Origin of the sequence: Nitrosomonas communis (assembly GCF_001007935.1) — a bacterium.
In the GTDB taxonomy this organism is placed as follows: Bacteria; Pseudomonadota; Gammaproteobacteria; order Burkholderiales; family Nitrosomonadaceae; genus Nitrosomonas; species Nitrosomonas communis.
In genome coordinates this window covers 356,088-374,383 of record NZ_CP011451.1, presented here as the reverse complement: position 1 = coordinate 374,383, position 18,296 = coordinate 356,088, and the positions used below count along the sequence as shown (strand labels likewise).

The 18,296-nt window shown below is 41.0% G+C and carries 14 protein-coding genes and 3 pseudogenes; 12 read left to right on the top strand and 5 right to left on the bottom strand.

The features are described 5' to 3' along the window. Window positions 1–30: 30 nt before the first annotated feature. Genes atpE through AAW31_RS01610 form a run of 7 tightly spaced genes read left to right on the top strand, consistent with a single transcriptional unit; the run spans window position 31 to window position 5,648 of the window. Window positions 31–303, top strand: a complete 273-nt coding sequence (gene atpE / locus AAW31_RS01640; RefSeq protein WP_046848906.1) for a F0F1 ATP synthase subunit C — start codon at window positions 31–33, stop codon at window positions 301–303. Between the two features lie 39 nt (window positions 304–342). Next, the gene (locus tag AAW31_RS01635; protein ID WP_046848905.1) at window positions 343–816 is read left to right on the top strand and encodes a F0F1 ATP synthase subunit B; all 474 of its coding nucleotides are present in this window, start codon (window positions 343–345) and stop codon (window positions 814–816) included. Beyond that, complete coding sequence (locus AAW31_RS01630) at window positions 816–1,352, top strand: F0F1 ATP synthase subunit delta (RefSeq protein ID WP_046848904.1); 537 nt, start codon at window positions 816–818, stop codon at window positions 1,350–1,352. Before AAW31_RS01635 ends, AAW31_RS01630 begins: the two co-directional genes overlap by 1 nt. A gap of 11 nt (window positions 1,353–1,363) precedes the next feature. Continuing rightward, on the top strand, window positions 1,364–2,905 hold the full coding sequence (gene atpA, locus AAW31_RS01625; protein ID WP_046848903.1) for a F0F1 ATP synthase subunit alpha: 1,542 nt from the start codon (window positions 1,364–1,366) through the stop codon (window positions 2,903–2,905). Window positions 2,906–2,908: 3 nt separating this feature from the next. Beyond that, a complete protein-coding gene (atpG, locus tag AAW31_RS01620) occupies window positions 2,909–3,790 on the top strand; it encodes a F0F1 ATP synthase subunit gamma (protein ID WP_046848902.1) in 882 nt (293 codons plus the stop codon). A gap of 28 nt (window positions 3,791–3,818) precedes the next feature. Next, a complete protein-coding gene (gene atpD / locus AAW31_RS01615; protein WP_046848901.1) occupies window positions 3,819–5,198 on the top strand; it encodes a F0F1 ATP synthase subunit beta in 1,380 nt (459 codons plus the stop codon). 27 nt (window positions 5,199–5,225) lie between these two features. Next, window positions 5,226–5,648: a F0F1 ATP synthase subunit epsilon gene (locus AAW31_RS01610; protein ID WP_046848900.1), complete on the top strand. Its 423-nt coding sequence runs from the start codon at window positions 5,226–5,228 to the stop codon at window positions 5,646–5,648. A 709-nt stretch (window positions 5,649–6,357) separates the two neighbouring features. Here the strand turns inward: AAW31_RS01610 and AAW31_RS23835 are convergent. Continuing rightward, window positions 6,358–6,552, bottom strand: coding sequence for a hypothetical protein (locus tag AAW31_RS23835; RefSeq protein WP_235264459.1), 195 nt, complete (start codon window positions 6,550–6,552; stop codon window positions 6,358–6,360). Window positions 6,553–6,711: 159 nt separating this feature from the next. Continuing rightward, entirely contained in the window at window positions 6,712–6,897 is a 186-nt protein-coding gene (locus AAW31_RS21650; protein WP_200899683.1) for a ubiquitin family protein, read from the bottom strand. 435 nt (window positions 6,898–7,332) lie between these two features. Here AAW31_RS21650 and galE point away from each other — a divergent pair, with 435 nt between their 5' ends. Then, complete coding sequence (gene galE / locus AAW31_RS01600) at window positions 7,333–8,352, top strand: UDP-glucose 4-epimerase GalE (protein WP_046848899.1); 1,020 nt, start codon at window positions 7,333–7,335, stop codon at window positions 8,350–8,352. Between the two features lie 199 nt (window positions 8,353–8,551). On the opposite strand, the gene AAW31_RS01595 is transcribed toward galE, so the two are convergent. Beyond that, a complete protein-coding gene (locus tag AAW31_RS01595; protein WP_046848898.1) occupies window positions 8,552–12,145 on the bottom strand; it encodes a tetratricopeptide repeat protein in 3,594 nt (1,197 codons plus the stop codon). Window positions 12,146–13,524: 1,379 nt separating this feature from the next. Between AAW31_RS01595 and AAW31_RS01590 the strand changes: the two genes are divergently transcribed. After that, window positions 13,525–14,085 (top strand): hypothetical protein, encoded by a 561-nt coding sequence (locus tag AAW31_RS01590; protein ID WP_052752001.1) that lies wholly within the window; start codon window positions 13,525–13,527, stop codon window positions 14,083–14,085. Window positions 14,086–14,110: 25 nt separating this feature from the next. Here AAW31_RS01590 and AAW31_RS01585 read toward each other — a convergent pair. Next, window positions 14,111–14,545, bottom strand: a pseudogene (locus tag AAW31_RS01585) (IS982 family transposase); the annotation flags it as partial. Between the two features lie 297 nt (window positions 14,546–14,842). Here AAW31_RS01585 and AAW31_RS01580 point away from each other — a divergent pair. Together AAW31_RS01580 and AAW31_RS01575 are read left to right on the top strand one after the other, a co-directional pair. After that, a pseudogene (locus AAW31_RS01580) lies at window positions 14,843–15,201 on the top strand (IS630 transposase-related protein). A 46-nt stretch (window positions 15,202–15,247) separates the two neighbouring features. Next, window positions 15,248–15,667 (top strand): annotated as a pseudogene (locus AAW31_RS01575) (transposase); the annotation flags it as partial. A gap of 79 nt (window positions 15,668–15,746) precedes the next feature. Here AAW31_RS01575 and AAW31_RS01570 read toward each other — a convergent pair. Further along, window positions 15,747–15,971 (bottom strand): transposase, encoded by a 225-nt coding sequence (locus tag AAW31_RS01570; protein ID WP_046848896.1) that lies wholly within the window; start codon window positions 15,969–15,971, stop codon window positions 15,747–15,749. Window positions 15,972–16,395: 424 nt separating this feature from the next. On the opposite strand from AAW31_RS01570, the gene AAW31_RS01565 reads away from it, so the two are divergent. Continuing rightward, window positions 16,396–18,264 (top strand): DUF2334 domain-containing protein, encoded by a 1,869-nt coding sequence (locus AAW31_RS01565; RefSeq protein ID WP_082110308.1) that lies wholly within the window; start codon window positions 16,396–16,398, stop codon window positions 18,262–18,264. Window positions 18,265–18,296 lie beyond the last annotated feature (32 nt).

Genomic DNA, 18,296 nt, shown 5'->3' with positions numbered 1-18,296 from the left:
CATAAATTTTTTAAAGGAAGGAAAAAAACAATGGAAAATTTGCAATTTCTCGCAATGATTCAAGCTTACACAGGAATAGGAATTGGCTTGATGATTGGGTTGGGCGCAGCAGGAGCATGTATCGGGGTGGGCGTTATGTGTAGTCGCTTTCTGGAGGGTGCTGCACGCCAACCAGAAATGATTCCTACTTTACAAGGTAAAGTTTTCTTATTATTAGGATTGACTGACGCATCATTCATTATTGCCGTTGGCTTGGCCATGCTATTTGCTTTTGGTAATCCCTTATTAGCAGTAATTCAATAATATTTATTTGTAATTAATAAAACTTACACGAAGCTGGCTATGAATATTAATTTCACTCTCATCTCTCAAGCAGTAGCCTTTTCGATATTCGTATGGTTTACGGTCAAATTTGTCTGGCCACCTTTGTTGCGTGCAATTGAAGAGCGTCAAAAGCAAATTGCCGATGGTTTAGCTGCTGGCGAGCGTGGTAAAAAAGAGCTGGAGCTTGCAAGTCAAAGATCTTCGGAAGCGTTAAAAGAAGCTAAGCAGCGCGCCACAGAAATTATTACACAAGCTGAGAAGCGAGCAGCGGAGATTGTTGAAGAAGCCAAGGATAATGCAAGGATCGAAGGAGAGCGGATATTGACAGCCGCTAAAGCTGAAATTGAGCATGAAATATTTGGAGCAAAAGAAGCTTTACGCCAGCAAATTGCCAATTTAGCATTAGCAGGGGCAACGAAAATATTGCGGCGTGAGGTGAATGCCAAAGTCCATGCTGATCTGCTTGCATCAATTCAAGAAGAGTTAAAGTAATGGCTGAGGAAATAACAATTGCTAGACCTTATGCTGAGGCCGTATTTAAATTAGCAAAGGAAAAGAATGCATTATCGTCTTGGTCGGATATGCTCAATGCGCTTACAGAGGTGACAACGATAGAGCAAATACGAACTCTTATTTCAGATCCAGGCGTACCAGCCAACAAGTTAGCTGAAATAATTTTGGAGGTTTGTGAAAATAAGCTCGATAGTGATGGAAGAAATTTAGTTAATTTATTGATTGAAAATAATCGATTAGATGTGCTCCCTCAATTGAGTGCTCTGTATGAACAATTAAAAGCTCAGTTTGAAGAAATACTGGAGGCAAATATTATTTCTGCGTACGCTATTTCAGATAGCCAACTAGAGAAATTAGTGTCGGTGCTTGAAAATAAATTTAAATGTAAAATTAAAGCAAAAGTAAACATAGATCCAGAGTTAATAGGCGGAGTAAAGATAGTAATTGGCGATGAAGTTATTGATAGCTCCGTACGCGGTAAACTCGAGACCATGTCTGTTGCCCTCAAAAGCTAGGAGTTATTAAAATGCAGTTAAACCCATCAGAAATTAGTGAGCTGATTAAAAGTAGGATTGAAGGACTTTCTATATCGACTGAGGTTCGTACTCAAGGCACCATCGTATCATTAACTGATGGCATTGTTCGAATTCACGGACTTTCAGATGTGATGCAAGGGGAAATGCTTGAGTTTCCCGGCAATACCTTTGGTTTGGCATTGAATTTAGAAAGAGATTCAGTCGGTGCGGTTATTCTGGGTGCTTATGAACACCTCACTGAAGGCGATACTGTCAAATGTACAGGACGGATATTAGAAGTACCAGTTGGTGAAGGTTTGTTAGGACGGGTAGTTAACGCATTAGGACAACCCATAGATGGAAAAGGACCTATCGCAGCTAAGGGAACAGAGCCTATAGAGAAAATTGCACCAGGCGTTATTTGGCGACAATCTGTTGATCAACCAGTTCAAACTGGGCTTAAGGCTGTTGACTCCATGGTGCCAGTTGGCCGAGGCCAGCGCGAATTGATCATTGGGGATCGCCAGACCGGGAAAACGGCTGTAGCAATAGATGCAATCATTAATCAGAAAGGTGAGAATATGATCTGTATCTATGTGGCAATTGGGCAAAAAGCTTCATCAATTGCGAACGTTGTGCGTAAACTTGAGGAGCATGGCGCAATGGAATATACCATTGTCGTTGTAGCATCAGCTTCTGAATCCGCCGCGATGCAATTTATAGCACCCTATTCAGGTTGCACGATGGGCGAATATTTTAGAGATAGAGGGCAAGATGCGCTTATCGTATATGATGATTTGACTAAACAGGCTTGGGCATATCGTCAAATATCGTTATTGCTCCGTCGACCTCCCGGTCGGGAAGCTTATCCAGGAGACGTGTTTTATCTACATTCTCGCTTGTTGGAACGTGCAGCAAGGGTAAGTGCTGATTATGTCGAAAAATATACAAAGGGAGCGGTTAAGGGAAAAACAGGATCGTTAACAGCGTTACCAATAATTGAAACGCAAGCAGGTGACGTGACTGCATTTGTGCCCACCAATGTTATCTCCATTACTGATGGGCAGATATTTCTAGAAACAGATCTATTTAATGCTGGAATTCGTCCTGCTATTAATGCCGGTATTTCTGTATCGCGCGTCGGCGGGGCGGCACAAACAAAAGTAATTAAAAAACTAGGTGGTGGTATACGATTAGCATTAGCACAATATCGTGAACTTGCTGCTTTTGCACAGTTTGCATCGGATCTGGATGAAGCAACACGTAAGCAACTTGAGCGCGGAAAAATGGCAACCGAGCTGATGAAGCAGTCGCAGTTTGCTACCTTGAGTGTGTCAGAGATGGCATTGACGCTTTTTGCGTTGAATAAGGGATACCTTGATGATGTTGAAGTCAAGCGAGGTTTAGCATTTGAAGCAGCTTTGAGGAGCTATATGCGTAATCAGCATGCTGAAATTATGGATAAGATTGAAACAACCAAAAATCTGGATGATGCGACTGAGCAGGCGTTATCCGCAGCAATCGAAGAATTTAAAAAAACTGGGACATATTAACTGATGGCTGGAAGCAGGGAGATACGCAATAAAATCCGAAGCGTTAAGAATACGCAGAAGATTACTCGTGCTATGGAAATGGTTGCTGCGTCAAAAATGCGTAAAGCTCAGGAGCGCATGAGAAAAGCACGACCGTATGGCGAAAAGATCCGCAATGTCGCTGCTCATATGAGTCGTGCGAGTACGGAATATCGGCATCCTTTTTTGATCCAACGTGATACGGTAAAACGTATTGGTATTATTGTAGTGACCTCAGACAAAGGTTTGTGCGGCGGACTAAATACTAATGTGCTGCGTAAAGCTGTTAATCAGATGCGTACATGGGAAACTGAAGGCGAGCAAATCGAAGTCTGTTGTATTGGTAACAAAGGCCTGGGCTTTATGAGTCGTATTGGAGCAAATATCATTTCGCAGATAACAGGTCTTGGTGATATAGCAAATATCGAGAAACTGATAGGTGCTATAAAAATTGTACTTGATGGATATACAGCGGATCGTTTTGACAGGGTTTATCTTTTTTACAATCGCTTTGTGAATACGATGAAGCAAGAGCCCACGATGGAGCAATTATTGCCATTATCCGACGAGCGCATGCGTGCAGGGAAGCAGGATACCGAGCAGAAGAAATTATGGGATTATTTATACGAGCCTGAAGCGAAACCAATAATAGACGATATTATGGTTAGATATGTTGAAGCATTAATCTATCAGGCCGTTACGGAAAATATGGCATCGGAGCAATCTGCTAGAATGGTTGCTATGAAAGCTGCTTCAGATAATGCAGGTAATTTAATTAATGAATTGACCTTGATTTACAATAAGTCTCGTCAAGCGGCTATTACAAAAGAATTATCTGAAATTGTTGGCGGTGCAGCCGCTGTTTAATCAATATTTTAGTTTTTAGGGAACAATAATGAGCCAGGGTAAAATTGTTCAATGTATCGGTGCAGTGATTGATGTTGAATTTCAGAGGGAAAGTGTTCCTAATGTTTATGACGCACTGATAATGAAAGGTACGGACTTAACACTTGAAGTACAGCAACAGCTAGGAGATGGGATTGTAAGGACAATTGCTCTCGGGTCGTCTGAAGGATTGCGTCGTGGAATGACCGTTGAAAATACGGAAAAGCAGATCACAGTGCCGGTTGGTACAAAAACGCTTGGACGTATTATGGATGTGCTGGGTAGACCTATTGATGAAATGGGAGATATAGGTGCCGATAAAAGCATGCCCATTCATCGTGCTGCGCCTGCTTTTGATGAACTGACAGCTTCAACTGAATTATTAGAAACGGGTATTAAAGTTATTGATTTAGTCTGTCCATTCGCTAAAGGCGGGAAAATTGGTTTGTTTGGCGGGGCAGGTGTAGGTAAAACTGTGAATATGATGGAGTTGATCCGTAATATTGCGATTGAGCATAGTGGCTACTCTGTATTCGCGGGTGTTGGAGAAAGAACTCGGGAAGGTAATGATTTTTACCATGAGATGAAGGAATCCAAGGTATTGGATAAGGTTGCTCTGGTTTATGGTCAGATGAATGAGCCACCAGGTAATCGTTTGCGTGTAGCATTAACTGGGTTGACCATGGCAGAATCATTCCGTGATGAGGGTCGTGATGTCTTGTTTTTCGTAGACAATATCTACCGTTACACACTTGCTGGAACAGAAGTATCTGCGTTACTGGGACGGATGCCTTCTGCTGTAGGCTATCAACCTACTCTTGCTGAAGAAATGGGACGTTTACAAGAACGTATTACGTCTTCTAAAACGGGTTCTATTACATCCATCCAAGCTGTTTATGTGCCCGCGGATGATTTAACGGATCCTTCACCAGCAACTACTTTCGGGCATCTTGATGCTACAGTCGTATTATCGCGTGATATCGCATCGCTGGGAATTTATCCTGCAGTTGATCCACTTGACTCTACTTCTCGACAATTAGATCCAATGATTGTTGGAGAGGATCATTACAATACTGCCCGTGCAGTACAACAAACCTTACAACGTTATAAGGAATTACGTGATATTATTGCAATTCTTGGCATGGATGAACTTTCACCTGAAGATAAATTAACTGTAAGCAGGGCAAGAAAGATTCAGAGATTCTTATCCCAGCCATTCTTTGTTGCGGAAGTATTTACTGGCTCACCCGGCAAATATGTACCATTGAAAGAAACAATCAAAGGATTTAAAGGAATTGTTAATGGTGAATATGATGATGTGCCAGAGCAGGCCTTTTATATGGTTGGTGGGATCGAAGAAGCGATTGAGAAAGCCAAGACGATTCAATAAATAAAGCAAATATAATATATAAACCAAATGGGAACAATATTTCATCTGGATATTGTAAGTGCTGAAGAATCAATATATTCTGGACCCGCAGAGTTTATTGCGGCACCTGCACTTATGGGCGAAGTGGGCATTTTTCCTAATCACACGCCAATGCTTACTCGCATTCGATCAGGTATGGTGAGAATTAAGGCCCCTTTAAAAGACGAAGAAGCAGTTTATGTATCAGGTGGTATGTTAGAAGTCCAACCAGACGTGGTAACAATACTAGCTGATACTGCCATACGTGGTAACGATCTTGACGAGGCTAAAGCTTTAGAAGCAAAGCGAAGAGCTGAAGAAGCTATGAAGAATAAAATATCTGAGATTGAATATGCGCGTGCACAAGCTGAATTAATTGAAGCTGCAGCACAACTTACTGCCATTCAAAAACTTAGAAATCGCGGTCATTAGAAAATAGAGGCATCTTGGAATGGCCATAGGTAGAATAAATAGAGCCTAGGTTTTCTTTCAACTTTTGCGCATGATACTACCTGTTACTCCCCTTCTTCTTTCAAAGAAGGGGAGTAAAGAAATACGGTAGATATATCAAAGTATCCTTTATGTCGTATTCGGTACGTAAATCTGCAATGGCTTGCTTTGTTTATTTCCCTTTCTAAAAATAAGCTATACGGCGATATATGCCAAAAAAATGATGCATGTATCTGCCATTAGCTCTAATGTTCATTTGTAATAAAAACTAGATTAATAATCTTACATTAGCCAATTATACTTTGATTAACGCAGTAACAATGTGCATCAATACTGTCAAGCACGCGATTTTGAACATATTTTTCTTATAGCTCATCTCAGTTATGCTCCTCCGGATTCAGCTCAGGTGAATACGATAGCAGGCATAACTAGCAGAGATTCTCAGACTAATGGTTGGCAACCTCATTGATGAAAATCTGCATGTAATCGCTGCTGACATGAGCAATACCAAGCTGTCACGGTCCCCATCAATGGACTATGACTGTGCCCCATAAGCATAAGTATACTCTTCGTCATCATGGTACTTACCTCCGGTCGATCTGGACGGCGGCACCAACAATAGCACCTGTCTGCAATGCGGCTCAAAGTGAGCTTCATCCTGAAACATCAAGCGTAGCGGTCGATAATAACCCTACGTAGCGATCATTTCATCTAGTCGCTCTTTTTTTCCAATCTTCGCGCAACGCAGTATTTCCCTGAGGATGAGCAGTATCTGGCACAAGTTTACGCCAGCCATGGCGTGCCAGCATTTGATAAATGTTGATAGGGCTACGCTCTCACCTAGCCGTTCCTCGAGTTTCTCTTTAAGCGAAGGAACAACTACCACGCGGCCTTGCGCTGACTCCTCCCAAACCCACCCAGAATTTGCGTTTACTGCTCAAGCGTGGCAATAGCACGCTTATGAAGCGCTCATTTCGTTCGGGGCGTCTTCTCTTCGCCACGAGCGAGCGATCCTACAGTAACGTGTGCGCTGGCTACACGTTCATCAGACTGAACGGCTAATAACCTTCGCCGTTTGCTCTAGCGACATGCTCAATTCCAATGGCAACAATACTGCTTGGGCTGTCCTCAATTCAGCCGCTGTTTTAGCTGTTTTCAACAATTTTCGGGCCGATACCAATTGATCTGTTCCACTTGATTTTCCTGCCATGATTTTTTCCTGGTAATACATGGCTATATTGCTCCATTTCTTCAATTTTTAATGTCAATTAGAATATGTCATTCAGAAAAATATTTGAATTATCTATGAGCGCTGCATCCTCTTACTTGTAGCATTTTTAGATCGAACATGACTAAGCCCTTTCCGCAATCCTTCTTTCCTACTGCTTAGATATGACTATGGGATTGATGTATCATAATTTTTGTGAGGCATAGTGAATTTTCACTCATATTCATCTTTTTTTAAAACACTTGAAGCCAGCCGATTGTAAGCAAAAATTTGAGTTATTAAACTGAATACGGTGGCATGGGTATCATGTTTAATATTCTTAGTTTAAAACAATAAACCTGTGTTTCACAGATAGCTTGTTATTCATGATTATCCGGCACTATAATTCGTTCTCGGAAAATATGAGATTCAACCGAAAATAACTTTGAGGCACACCAAATGATTATTCTTGTAACAGGTGGTGCTGGCTATATTGGTAGCCACACTATCATAGAGCTGCTTAACAATAAACACGATGTGATTATCATTGATAATCTATTAAATAGTAGTAAAGTCGCGATAAATCGAATCGAGAAAATTGTTGGAAAAAAGCTTACATTTTACGAAAAAGACGTCCGTAATAAGCAAGCACTTGAAGAAATATTTTCAAAGCATCAAATTGACGGTGTTATTCATTTTGCTGGTCTTAAAGCGGTGGGCGAGTCGGTGAGAGTGCCACTCAAGTATTACAATAATAATCTTATTTCCACAATCTCATTATTAGAGGTTATGGAATCTCATGAGGTCAGGCAATTGGTTTTCAGCTCATCAGCCACCGTTTATGGTGACCCAGTAATCGTTCCGATCAAAGAATCTGCCACACTCCCCGCTAAAGTTACTAACCCATATGGTCAAACAAAGCTTATTATTGAGACTATGCTCATGGATCTTGCAATAACCAATAATAATTGGCAAATTACTGCACTGCGCTATTTTAATCCAATAGGTGCGCACGAGTCTGGAACTATCGGTGAAGATCCAAGCGATATACCTAATAACCTTATGCCCTATGTCAGTCAAGTTGCAGTTGGCAAACTCAAGGAGCTTTCTGTATTTGGTAATGACTATCCTACCCCTGATGGTACAGGCGTACGAGACTATATTCATGTAACCGACCTTGCGAAAGCACACGTAGCAGCTCTAAACATACCTGCTACACCGAACGAGTATCGTGCAATAAATGTTGGTACAGGCAAAGGCACAAGCGTGCTGGAGCTTGTTAATGCATTCGAACATGCAAGTGGCGTAAAAATACCTTATAAAATTACTGACCGGCGGCCCGGTGATATCGCAGCATGTTATGCTGATCCAAGCCTAGCGCACTCTCTCTTAGGCTGGCAAGCACAAAAATCTCTTAAAGATGCCTGCGCAGATTCATGGCGCTGGCAAAGTGACAACCCTAATGGTTATAAAGGATGATGTTATAAAGCTATACTATCGAATTGATAGATAACTGTCTTGTTTTAAATATTTAAAATATTATATTTATTTGGAATAATTCATTTATCAGAACATTGTTAAGCTTACAAAATGGGTTAAGCAGATCAGAAATTTTATAGAAAAAAACTGGGAATCGAATGAAAAGCCGGTCCAATTTTTGAGTCAAGTTCTCCAAGGCTTAGAAGCGAATAGAGTATTGAAGACCCACTCCCTTAAAAGCTTGATCAGTCTTACCCCCTTGAATATTACTATAAAATGCTCCGACACTAAGTGTGTCTCGGCCAAATAATGAAACCCCCATAGCTAGCCGGCCGTTATACCCAAAAACATCATTTGGCCATACCCATCCTGCCCAAGCATCTGCAAGAATAAAAGGTTGTCTCAATACACCTTGATCGGATCCTCCATAACGAAAAGCCGTTCCTGCACCCATCGTACCGAATTTTTGTGTGATGAATGTTTCCACATTGGCTACAGATGCTCCCAATAACCCATTCAATTCAGAAGGGAGTATTCCTACTAAGTCATTGCTTTCCCATGTACCTTGTAATCTAACTTGCCAATCTTGAATGCCCGTAAGTAGAGATTTTCCCAGAATTCCTTGCAATTTATAGCCTGTACCGAGAGTACCCCTTTCTCTCGTCAGATAACGATGACCATCAATATCCATACTCATAAATGAGTTTGATGGTAATTGCGTTGTAACATTGAATAAAAGGATATCTTTTGCTCCAAGCGCTCGTAATGGCCCTGTTTCAAACGGTATTTCATTCACTCCAATGCGCAAGCTTGTTTTCACTTTATTGGTTATATCTTTGTTGACTCTAGCTGCGCCATAAACCAGAGAGGCATCTTCTCTGAGATTGCCACCCAGATTGAACTGGAGCATTCCTTCTTTAAAAGGATGTTTATATTCTGTACTAAGATCAACTTCAGTATCAGCAGGTAACCTGATGTTGGGATCTGTAGAATTCAAATAAGTATTCTTCAGTTCCATGCCAAGTACCCCTCCTAATAGGGGAGTATTAAAACGCGCCCGACCTTCGATAAAATCTATAGCACCAAGACTTCTAAAATCAACATTGCCTATTATCTGCCTGCTTGATTTCACCGCCAATTCATCTCTGGTATGAAAAAGATATGATTGCAACACAGGTGATTGGTCTTTATTTTCCTCAAGAAGGTCATAAGTTAATGCTAGGGCCTCTTTATTTCTATCTAAACGTTTAAGCACTTCCATTTTGCTGATTTTCGTAAGCTTATCGCTTTCTTTTTCAAGAATATGCTCAGCAGTAGCAAGATTGTTTTCCGCCAAAGCTAGGGTAAGACGTTGCCAACTTGGTGTTTCTTGCCTGGCAATATGTTCTTGTAGTAGCCAATGCCGAGCAGCAGAATAATTCTTCTGAGACAAATATGCAGCAACAAGCAGCTCTTGAACAAAAGGATCATCGTATCCTTTTCCAAGAAATTTTTTCAAAACAGACACTTCAGTATTTGCGCCTTCCATATTCCGCACTAAAGCTAAATATTCAGTACGTAAAATATCCTTCACCCTTGTGCCTGGTTCATTGTCAATTTTGTTAAAACGAGATCTTAAGTTAAACAAAACATGTTTCCGCAAGTGCCAGGCTTTGTCTGCATACCCAGCCTGGCTCAAGACATCTGCATAGGTAAGCTGCCACAGATAATCATCAGGGCTGATTTGTGAATTGCGCTCAAGCCAAGACAAAGCTTTTTTGTGCTGACCAATTTTAGCTAAAGCTACCCCATAACTGCCCCATAACAATGGATTTTCCAACGCTTCTGATTGCCACCTTTCAAGGTAAGATTTAAGTAATTTTCTGTCATTTTGCTCAATAAGACTCCATAAAATGCCTTCTTTGGCAACAACAGACGCGGGATTAATTGTCAATGCTTGTTGATAGTGCTTTATAGCTATTTTGGGATTATTCTCATGAATATCTAACTGAGCACGCAATAGCCAATACATTTCTGAATCCTGAAATTTCGATTCATTACTTATTGCTATTTGTAAGAGTTTCTTCAGTTGAGCTGACAAACCGGCCTCATTAGCAATATCCATAGAAAGCAGTAGCCAGCGAGGTTCATTAAAACGATCATAGGCCTCTTCACCAAGTGCAATAGCTTCTTCTGCTTTACCTGTGTCTCGTAATCTTTGAATTAATCGTTCTGCAACAAGTGTATTAGCTTTTTTCGTTTTCCAAAGAATGTTATAAGCTGAAAATGAATCCTCAGGCCGTTCTAACTCCCAGGAAAGCTCGCCAAAAATCTGCCAGTAATAGGAATCTTTATCTGATGTATTATCTTGATGTGATAACAATAGCGAAAATGCCTTCTCAGATTGGCCATTCTTCCACAATAATCTAGCTTGATGGGCCACAGCATCTGATAGACGATTGAATTGTGATCCAATAATTTGCCATGTCGCTATGGCCTCGCCTATTTGTCCTGCATTTTCTTGTGCTTTAGCCAATGCTTCCCATACCTGGATATTTTCCGGATAACGCTTTAAATAGGACTTCAAGAAATTAATTTGGTCAGATAGATTGCCTGCCTCATTAAAAGCAAACAATAAATTTTCTATTTCTTCATCGGTTAGTTCGCGCATGCTTGCTCGTTGCTCTAGCATTTCTATGGTGATATTGAAAAAATAGAGCGCTTTTGAAAGATCAATTGAATTGATCATTGCAGCATCATCTTGTCTATTTCTAGCTAACCATAACCAGGCTTTTAATGCTAACCCCGGTTTATCTGCCCATTCTGCGATACGAGCTAGACTTTCATAAGCTTCATCATCATCTGGAGCAATTTCTGTTAACCGCTGCGCTAAGTCCAGAGCTGGCTGAATTTCTCCAACGGCAAGAGCACGATCAATTTGTTTTTTAATTTGCTCTGGATCGTCAGGGTCTAATGCCAAACGCAAGATGCCCAATTCATAGGCATCTTTTGGGTTCTTGTTAGCCATATAAAGAGTAATTATTTCATCAAGAAGTGCTGGGTCTTTTGGGAACTTCTGCTGATAGGTGCGAAAATATTCCGCAGCGAGGTTGCTATCACCAACTGCTCGTAATGCTTGAAGCGCTAGAAATGCAAATTTTTTGGCCTCGACTATATCTTCCGATAATTCATAGCATTTATGATATGCTTCTGCTACTTTATAATGTAAGCCAGATGCAAGATACCATCTCGCTGATTCATTTAATTTCTCAATTCTTTCGGTAGGATTGAGAATCATGGTGGACCATTGGTCATACAAATTTGCAGCAATAACTGGCTGATTAAGCTCCAGGCTAAGCTTAATAACTTTAGAAATTAAAGTTACTGGGATCGGATTTTTACTAATATCAGTGATAATGTTTTGTAGTTTAGTTAGCTCTGTTTTCCGATTTGGGTCTTCTGCCGCTAATGAGAAATATTTCCTTAAATCAATTTCTAGCATTAAAAGTTTGGCTTCTAACGCTATGGGACTATTTTCTCCTATTAATGATTCTAACTCTAAGTGAGCCTTATCGTCTTCTCCTAAATTAATATAGTGGCGGGCAAGTTCAAGACGTAGACCAGCGTTATCAGGGTTGAGATTCAAAAGCAGCTTTAAATATTGTACTGAAATACTGTCGGGTTTGACTAATTGCAGAAATTCTTTTAACCGCTCCTCTTTATAAACATAAAAGAAAAGCGAGAAAATAATAGCTAATGTGATGGCAAATATAACTATCGCTCTCTTAGAATTATCTGGCAATTTTTGATTCATGGTCTTAAGAACCGCAATTGAACTAGATATAGCGAATAGAGAATCGGAGATAAAACCGGGTACATTGATGCTGTGGAAATGGCTCCAATAGCGATAAGTAATAATACATCCATGCTGAGGTTGACAAACGAAATGTCATATAACGTAATCATAATTGGGGTTAACGAAAAAATTTAGAAAATGTCTTTATATGTCATAAGTTTGACTTCTTAAGCAAGGACTCTATTGCAATTCTTAAATTTTTTAAAATTATGTGCCTCAATAACTAAAATCAGTAATATTCACAAACATTACGCAATTTTCTGCCATTAATATAAGCCAGCTATGGCTGGCTACCGAAAATTTTAGAAATTAATATTTAACAACAAATTATGCATTTTGAATTTTATTGATCGATTACCATAAAAAAAGTTTCGCATATATCTATTGAAAAGCGGAAAGTTTTATAGCATCGGCTATATTGACAGAGTTTTTTAACAATCTTGAAGTAACATTGAATGTGGCTACACGATAGACGTATGCAGTGCTCATGATTCCAAGCTGTAATTGTTCCTTTCAGCACCATAACCTAGTCTGTGCAGTGGGAACTTAATCAGTAATTGAGGATAGTCATAGATTGTGGAATACTTAAGAAATCCGTATGCTAACTTAATTGCGACCTGACCGCACAAATGGTAAATATGGGTAATAATAGAAACGCTATAGGGTGGGTTCTGTCTATTGCGATTACGGTAAAAAGTATGCAAGTGTAAATACATTCTTAGCTCCTCAGATAATAGTTTACAGCTATGAAACTCAGCTCGAGCCTTCCTTTTTAAAAAGTGGAATTTATCTTGTTAATGATAAGAACTAGGTAAGTTTTTTAAACAGAACAGTGACCTAGTACCGAGTATTATCTTAACCAATCTATTCTCCCAATAACTAAATTTCATTCATGGTTTTTATCAGGTTTTTAGGATAATATTTCCTTAAAATTTGCGCTTAAAAATAATGAATGTTGTTTGCGAAACAAGAGATACAGCATAAATAATACTCCAATAAAACACTTATTGAAGTACCCTTAAGCATATTTTGTTTAAATTGATCATTTACAATTATTTTGCTATTTTTTTGTTTAGTACTTTCTTAATTTCTAGATTGATTAGTAATGGTAGTGTTTATTAATATGCAATAATACATTAGCAAGCGATGTGTTTGAGCAACTGGTGCTATACAATGCTAATATATTGCAAACTTAAAATATTGAGTTTAAAAATTTATCTCTATCAAATTTTTTACTCGATTTTCAAGCCTTCCAAATCCAATTTCTTAAGGATTTACGATCAGCCGGGCAGTAGGGAAGAAACTATTAAATTAATCAATCGAAAAAGGAGAAGTTTATGTTGATTGGCAGCGAAAAAATCCTACGATTTGCTCATCTAAAATTTAGATTTTTCTTTTTTATTATTTTGCTGAATTTGTTAATAGCATGTTCGGTAATCGATATACAAAAAAGTGCTCCACTTTCTTCTTCTGAACGTTGGTTAATTTTACCTTTTCAAAATTATTCACAGACACCACGCGCGGGTGAACAAGTTGAAGAAATACTATCTACTTTGCTCAGAATTCGAGGCATCCCAAATATAGAAATGTATCAACTTGATGATAACAAAAATGATTGGGCCGAATCTAATGACCGCAAACGTCAGGAAAAGGCCATGTCACTTGCGATCAAAGAGAATGTTTCTTATGCAGTAACAGGCAGCGTTGATGAATGGCAATATAAGCTTGGTGTTGGCAGTGAACCAGTTGTTGGTCTGACCATTAGAATTATAGATCTCTCTTCTGGCAAAGTTATATGGTCTGCAAGCGGAGCGCGATCTGGTTGGAGTACGGAATCACTAAGTGGTACTGCACAAAAATTAATCAAGAATTTGATTTCTGACCTTAGAATTATTTAAATATAACGTGAGTTCGACATAAAAGTCACAATCCAACGGTTGGCAGAGCTTGAGAAAACCTAATGTTAAGCGAGGGTTTCTTCTCCCGAAAAGTGTAAGTCACCAGCCCGGCTATCAGATTAACAAAAAAGTTAAATGGGCTGCGATGACGGGAATGCTCGATTTGCGAGATATTCTTTAATTGATCATTGGCGGTTTCAATGATTGAGCGTTTACGTAACAAGAGCTTGTCAAACAATGGCAACAGCTTGTTTTTCATGTTCTTGCGTACCTTAGTGACGAGCTGCACGCCTTGCTCAAAGAATGGCTGCGAGATATAGCCCCGGTCACCAAAGAGTTTTCCAAACAAAGAGCGCGCCAGTTCCGGCACCACATCACGGTCATCCACATTGCTCGCCGTGATTTTGACTCTCAGCAATTCAGCTTGGTCATTGATGACCAGGTGCAACTTGAAACCATATAGCCTAACCAGTTAAGAATGATTCAGAATGTTTAGGATTTGAAGAACATATCGAGGTTTGGTTTTATTGTTTACTCAGTGCCTTGGCCTGCTCCCATTTGTGTTCTATAAGACAATGAGAATACCTTTGCATCATTGCTAACTGGTTTTGCTATAAACCTAAATTCCTCTTTTAACCCGAATTAGAAGCCAAATGAAAGGTTGGCAAATCGAGAACTGGTAGATTTTTTGGTCCGGCTGCAAAGATTTTGTCGATAATGTATAGCATATCCCCTATAGATTGATTATAATTTACGGATGACCTATCCGATATCATTTCGCCGTAAAGTATTATCCGTTCGAGAGAAGGAGAATCTTACTATCGCGCAAGTGGCCAAGCGTTTTTGCATAGGTGTGGCCAGTGTGACGCGTTGGATCAAGACTCCCGATCCCAAGACCACCCGCAACAAGCCTGCTACCAAAATCAACATGGAAATGTTAGCGCAGGATATCAAGAATTATCCGACGCGTATCAGTACGAGCGCGCCAAACGGCTGGGGGTCAGCAAGCAAGGCATTAATCACGCTTTAAAGCGTCTGGGCGTGACTTATAAAAAAAAGCCTGCGTCACCCCAAAGCCAGCGAAGAAGAGCGGGGCCTCTTCCAGCAAAAAATTGAAGGCTATGAGCGCGAAGGCCGCGTCATCGTTTAGCTTGATGAAAGCGGCTTTGCACACGACATGCCGCGCACGCATGGCTATGCGCCAGTGGGTGAACGCGCCCATGGCGTAAAAGATTGGCATACAACAGGCCGAACCAATGTCATTGGCGCCCTGATCGGAAAGACGCTCCTGACCATAGGTCTGTTCATCGCCAATATCACCGCTGACATCTTCTATGCATGGGTGACGCAGGACCTTTTGCCTAAACTTCTGCCCGCTTGCGTGATTGTCATGGACAACGCAACCTTTCATAAACGGCTGGATATCCAAACCGCTATTGTCAATGCCGGGCATACGCTTGAATATTTGCCGCCTTATTTCCCAGACTTAAATGACATTGAACCAAAATGGGCCCAGGCCAAAGCCATCAGAAAAAGGGAAGGGTGTTCCATCGAGCAGCTCTTTGCCGCCTATGAATTTTGAATCATTTTATAGGGGATCAGTTATCATGATTAAGCTTGCTTGCTAAAAAATCGCGTTCAACTGTCAATTGACCAATAACTCAGTGCAGGTCATCTGTTGTATGTCGCTCCTTATTAGAGACAGTATTATCTTTAGAAAATAGCTCGGCAGCCTGCTCAATGAGCTGCCGTTTCCTACTATTGATCTGCGTGGGATGGACATTATAGCGTGCTGCTAATTGTGGGATAGTTTCATCACCGCGCACTGCTACCGGCGCTAGTTTTGCTTTAAATTCACTCGAGTATTGTGTGCGCTTTTTACTCATCCTCATTAAGCTCCTTTTTAATTTTGCCAGAGCATAACAACCTGTACAGTTTTTGGATACCAATTCAGAGGCGAATCTTTCATATCCAAAACGTTAATTCCTATCACATATGATTAAAGGTATGTTGAAGATACTGCCAATTTAAAATTATAGCTGATTGAAGCATTGAGACCTGCCTAAGCAAAAATTTGCCACATTTAACGCGATTAGAGCCATAAGGAATGTATGCAAACGCAGTATATTATTTTTAGTTATATTCCTTTAGCATCCTTATGCAATTAAATCATCACTTATTCAGATTAAATATTGAGCACAAAAATTGTGTGATTGTATTTTTTGTAATTAAAGAAATTTGCCAAAGCTTCAAAGAATTAAAGGTTTTTCTTTTAGATTTTTTGCAGCATCAAATATATCGGAGTTAATAATGAAAAAACAAAATTTTCAGTATCGCACAGGATGGTTTTGGGTGGTTATTGTGAGCATTTTCTGTTTTGTGGCTGCTACTTCCATCAATGCTCAAACTGTGACTAACCCTGGTCAAGGTCAAGCCAAAGGCCAAGACCAAGGTAAAGGTAAAGGTAAAGATGATAATTCTGCTCATCCAGTTAAAAGTAATAAAGTTAGCGGCAAACGCGATTTGGAAAACATTCGGAATCTAGGGATATTGCCTTCTCCCCCGCGGCCACCAAAGGCAAAACCAACCGAACCTAAAAAACCTAAAAAAGTTGTACCGGCTCAAGATACGATTAGGGGTGCTCAGTCTCTGGGTCTGGATTTGCCAAGCAACCAGGCGTCACTGGTAACTAGTCTTGCCGAAGTCCCGAACGATTCAGTTAACACCTTGATTCTCTATGACACTAGCGGACCGTGGGGCTTCCTGGGTGAACTCTACGCTCAGATGACTGCCAACCTTGTGTCCCATTTCGGGACATGGCAGGCTCATCCGGTAAGTGCATATACTGCCGGTGAGATGAACAGTTATAGCGCAGTGGTTTACATCGGATCAACCTATGACGAACCACTGCCCGCTGCCTTCCTTACTGACACACTGGCTGGTACGATCCCAGTCTTGTGGATGTATGGCAACATCTGGCAATTAACGGCATATTCCAGTGACTTCCAAGCGGCTTACGGATGGAATTGGGCCGGGTTCGATTTCAGTCCGGTTGGGACCGTCAAATATAAACTGACCGATCTGACCCGAAACACAATAAACCAGGCAGGGATGATGACCTACGCCAATGCCGATCCAGCTCGGGTTCAATTTCCGGCACTGGCGTTTAAAACGAATGGAAGCAGCTTCCCCTGGGCGGTGCGTTCCTTGAATCTGACTTACATCGGAGAGATTCCATTCGCATACATGGATCATAATGACCGCTATCTCGTTCTCGCGGACTTGTTGTTCGACCTGCTGGCCCCTGCCACGGCCGAACGGCATCGAGCACTGGTTAGAATCGAAGATGTTGGGCCTGACTCCGATCCCCAGGAACTAAGGACGATTGCCGAGGAGCTATTTAATCGCACCGTTCCGTTTGCGGTGGCCGTGTACTCCCGCTACGAAGATCCTCATGGTGTATTCAACAACGGCGTGCCTGAGGCCTACAATCTTGCTGACAGGCCCGATGTGGTAGATGCTTTAAAATTCATGCAATCCAAGGGTGGCACCCTGCTGATGCACGGCTATACCCATCAGTTTGAAAACTTGATCAATCCCTACGATGGCGTGAGTGCGAACGACTTTGAATTCTATACCGCCCACGTTGATGCCAATAATTCGGTTATCTATGATGGACCGGTACCAGGTGATTCCCAAGCATGGGCCGCTAACCGTATCGCTCTGGCTGAAGCGGCGTTTGTAGCGGCCGGGTTGGCAGTTCCGACAATTTTTGAGTTTCCGCATTATGCCGGTTCGGTGGCTGACTATACGGCGGTACAGGAGCGGTTTGGGATACGTTACGATCGTGGTTTGTATTTCCCGGGTAACCTCAGCCAACAGCCCATTGACTACAGCCGGCTTGCTGGGCAGTTTTTCCCCTATCCCGTGAAAGATATATATGGAAGTTGGGTAGCACCAGAGAACCTGGGGAATATCGAACCTGAAGCATTTAACAATCATCCGGCTCGACTTCCGGCAGACCTGCTTGCTACTGGTCAAGCCAACCTTGTCATTCGTGATGGATTTGCCAGCTTCTTCTACCATCCATATTTGGGGAAAGATATGCTTATTCAAGTGGTGGACGGGCTCAAGCAACAAGGCTACACATTTGTCACATTAGACAGCCTCAAGCCATAGGCTCAACGACCTTATCTTTGTCTTCCTTGTCG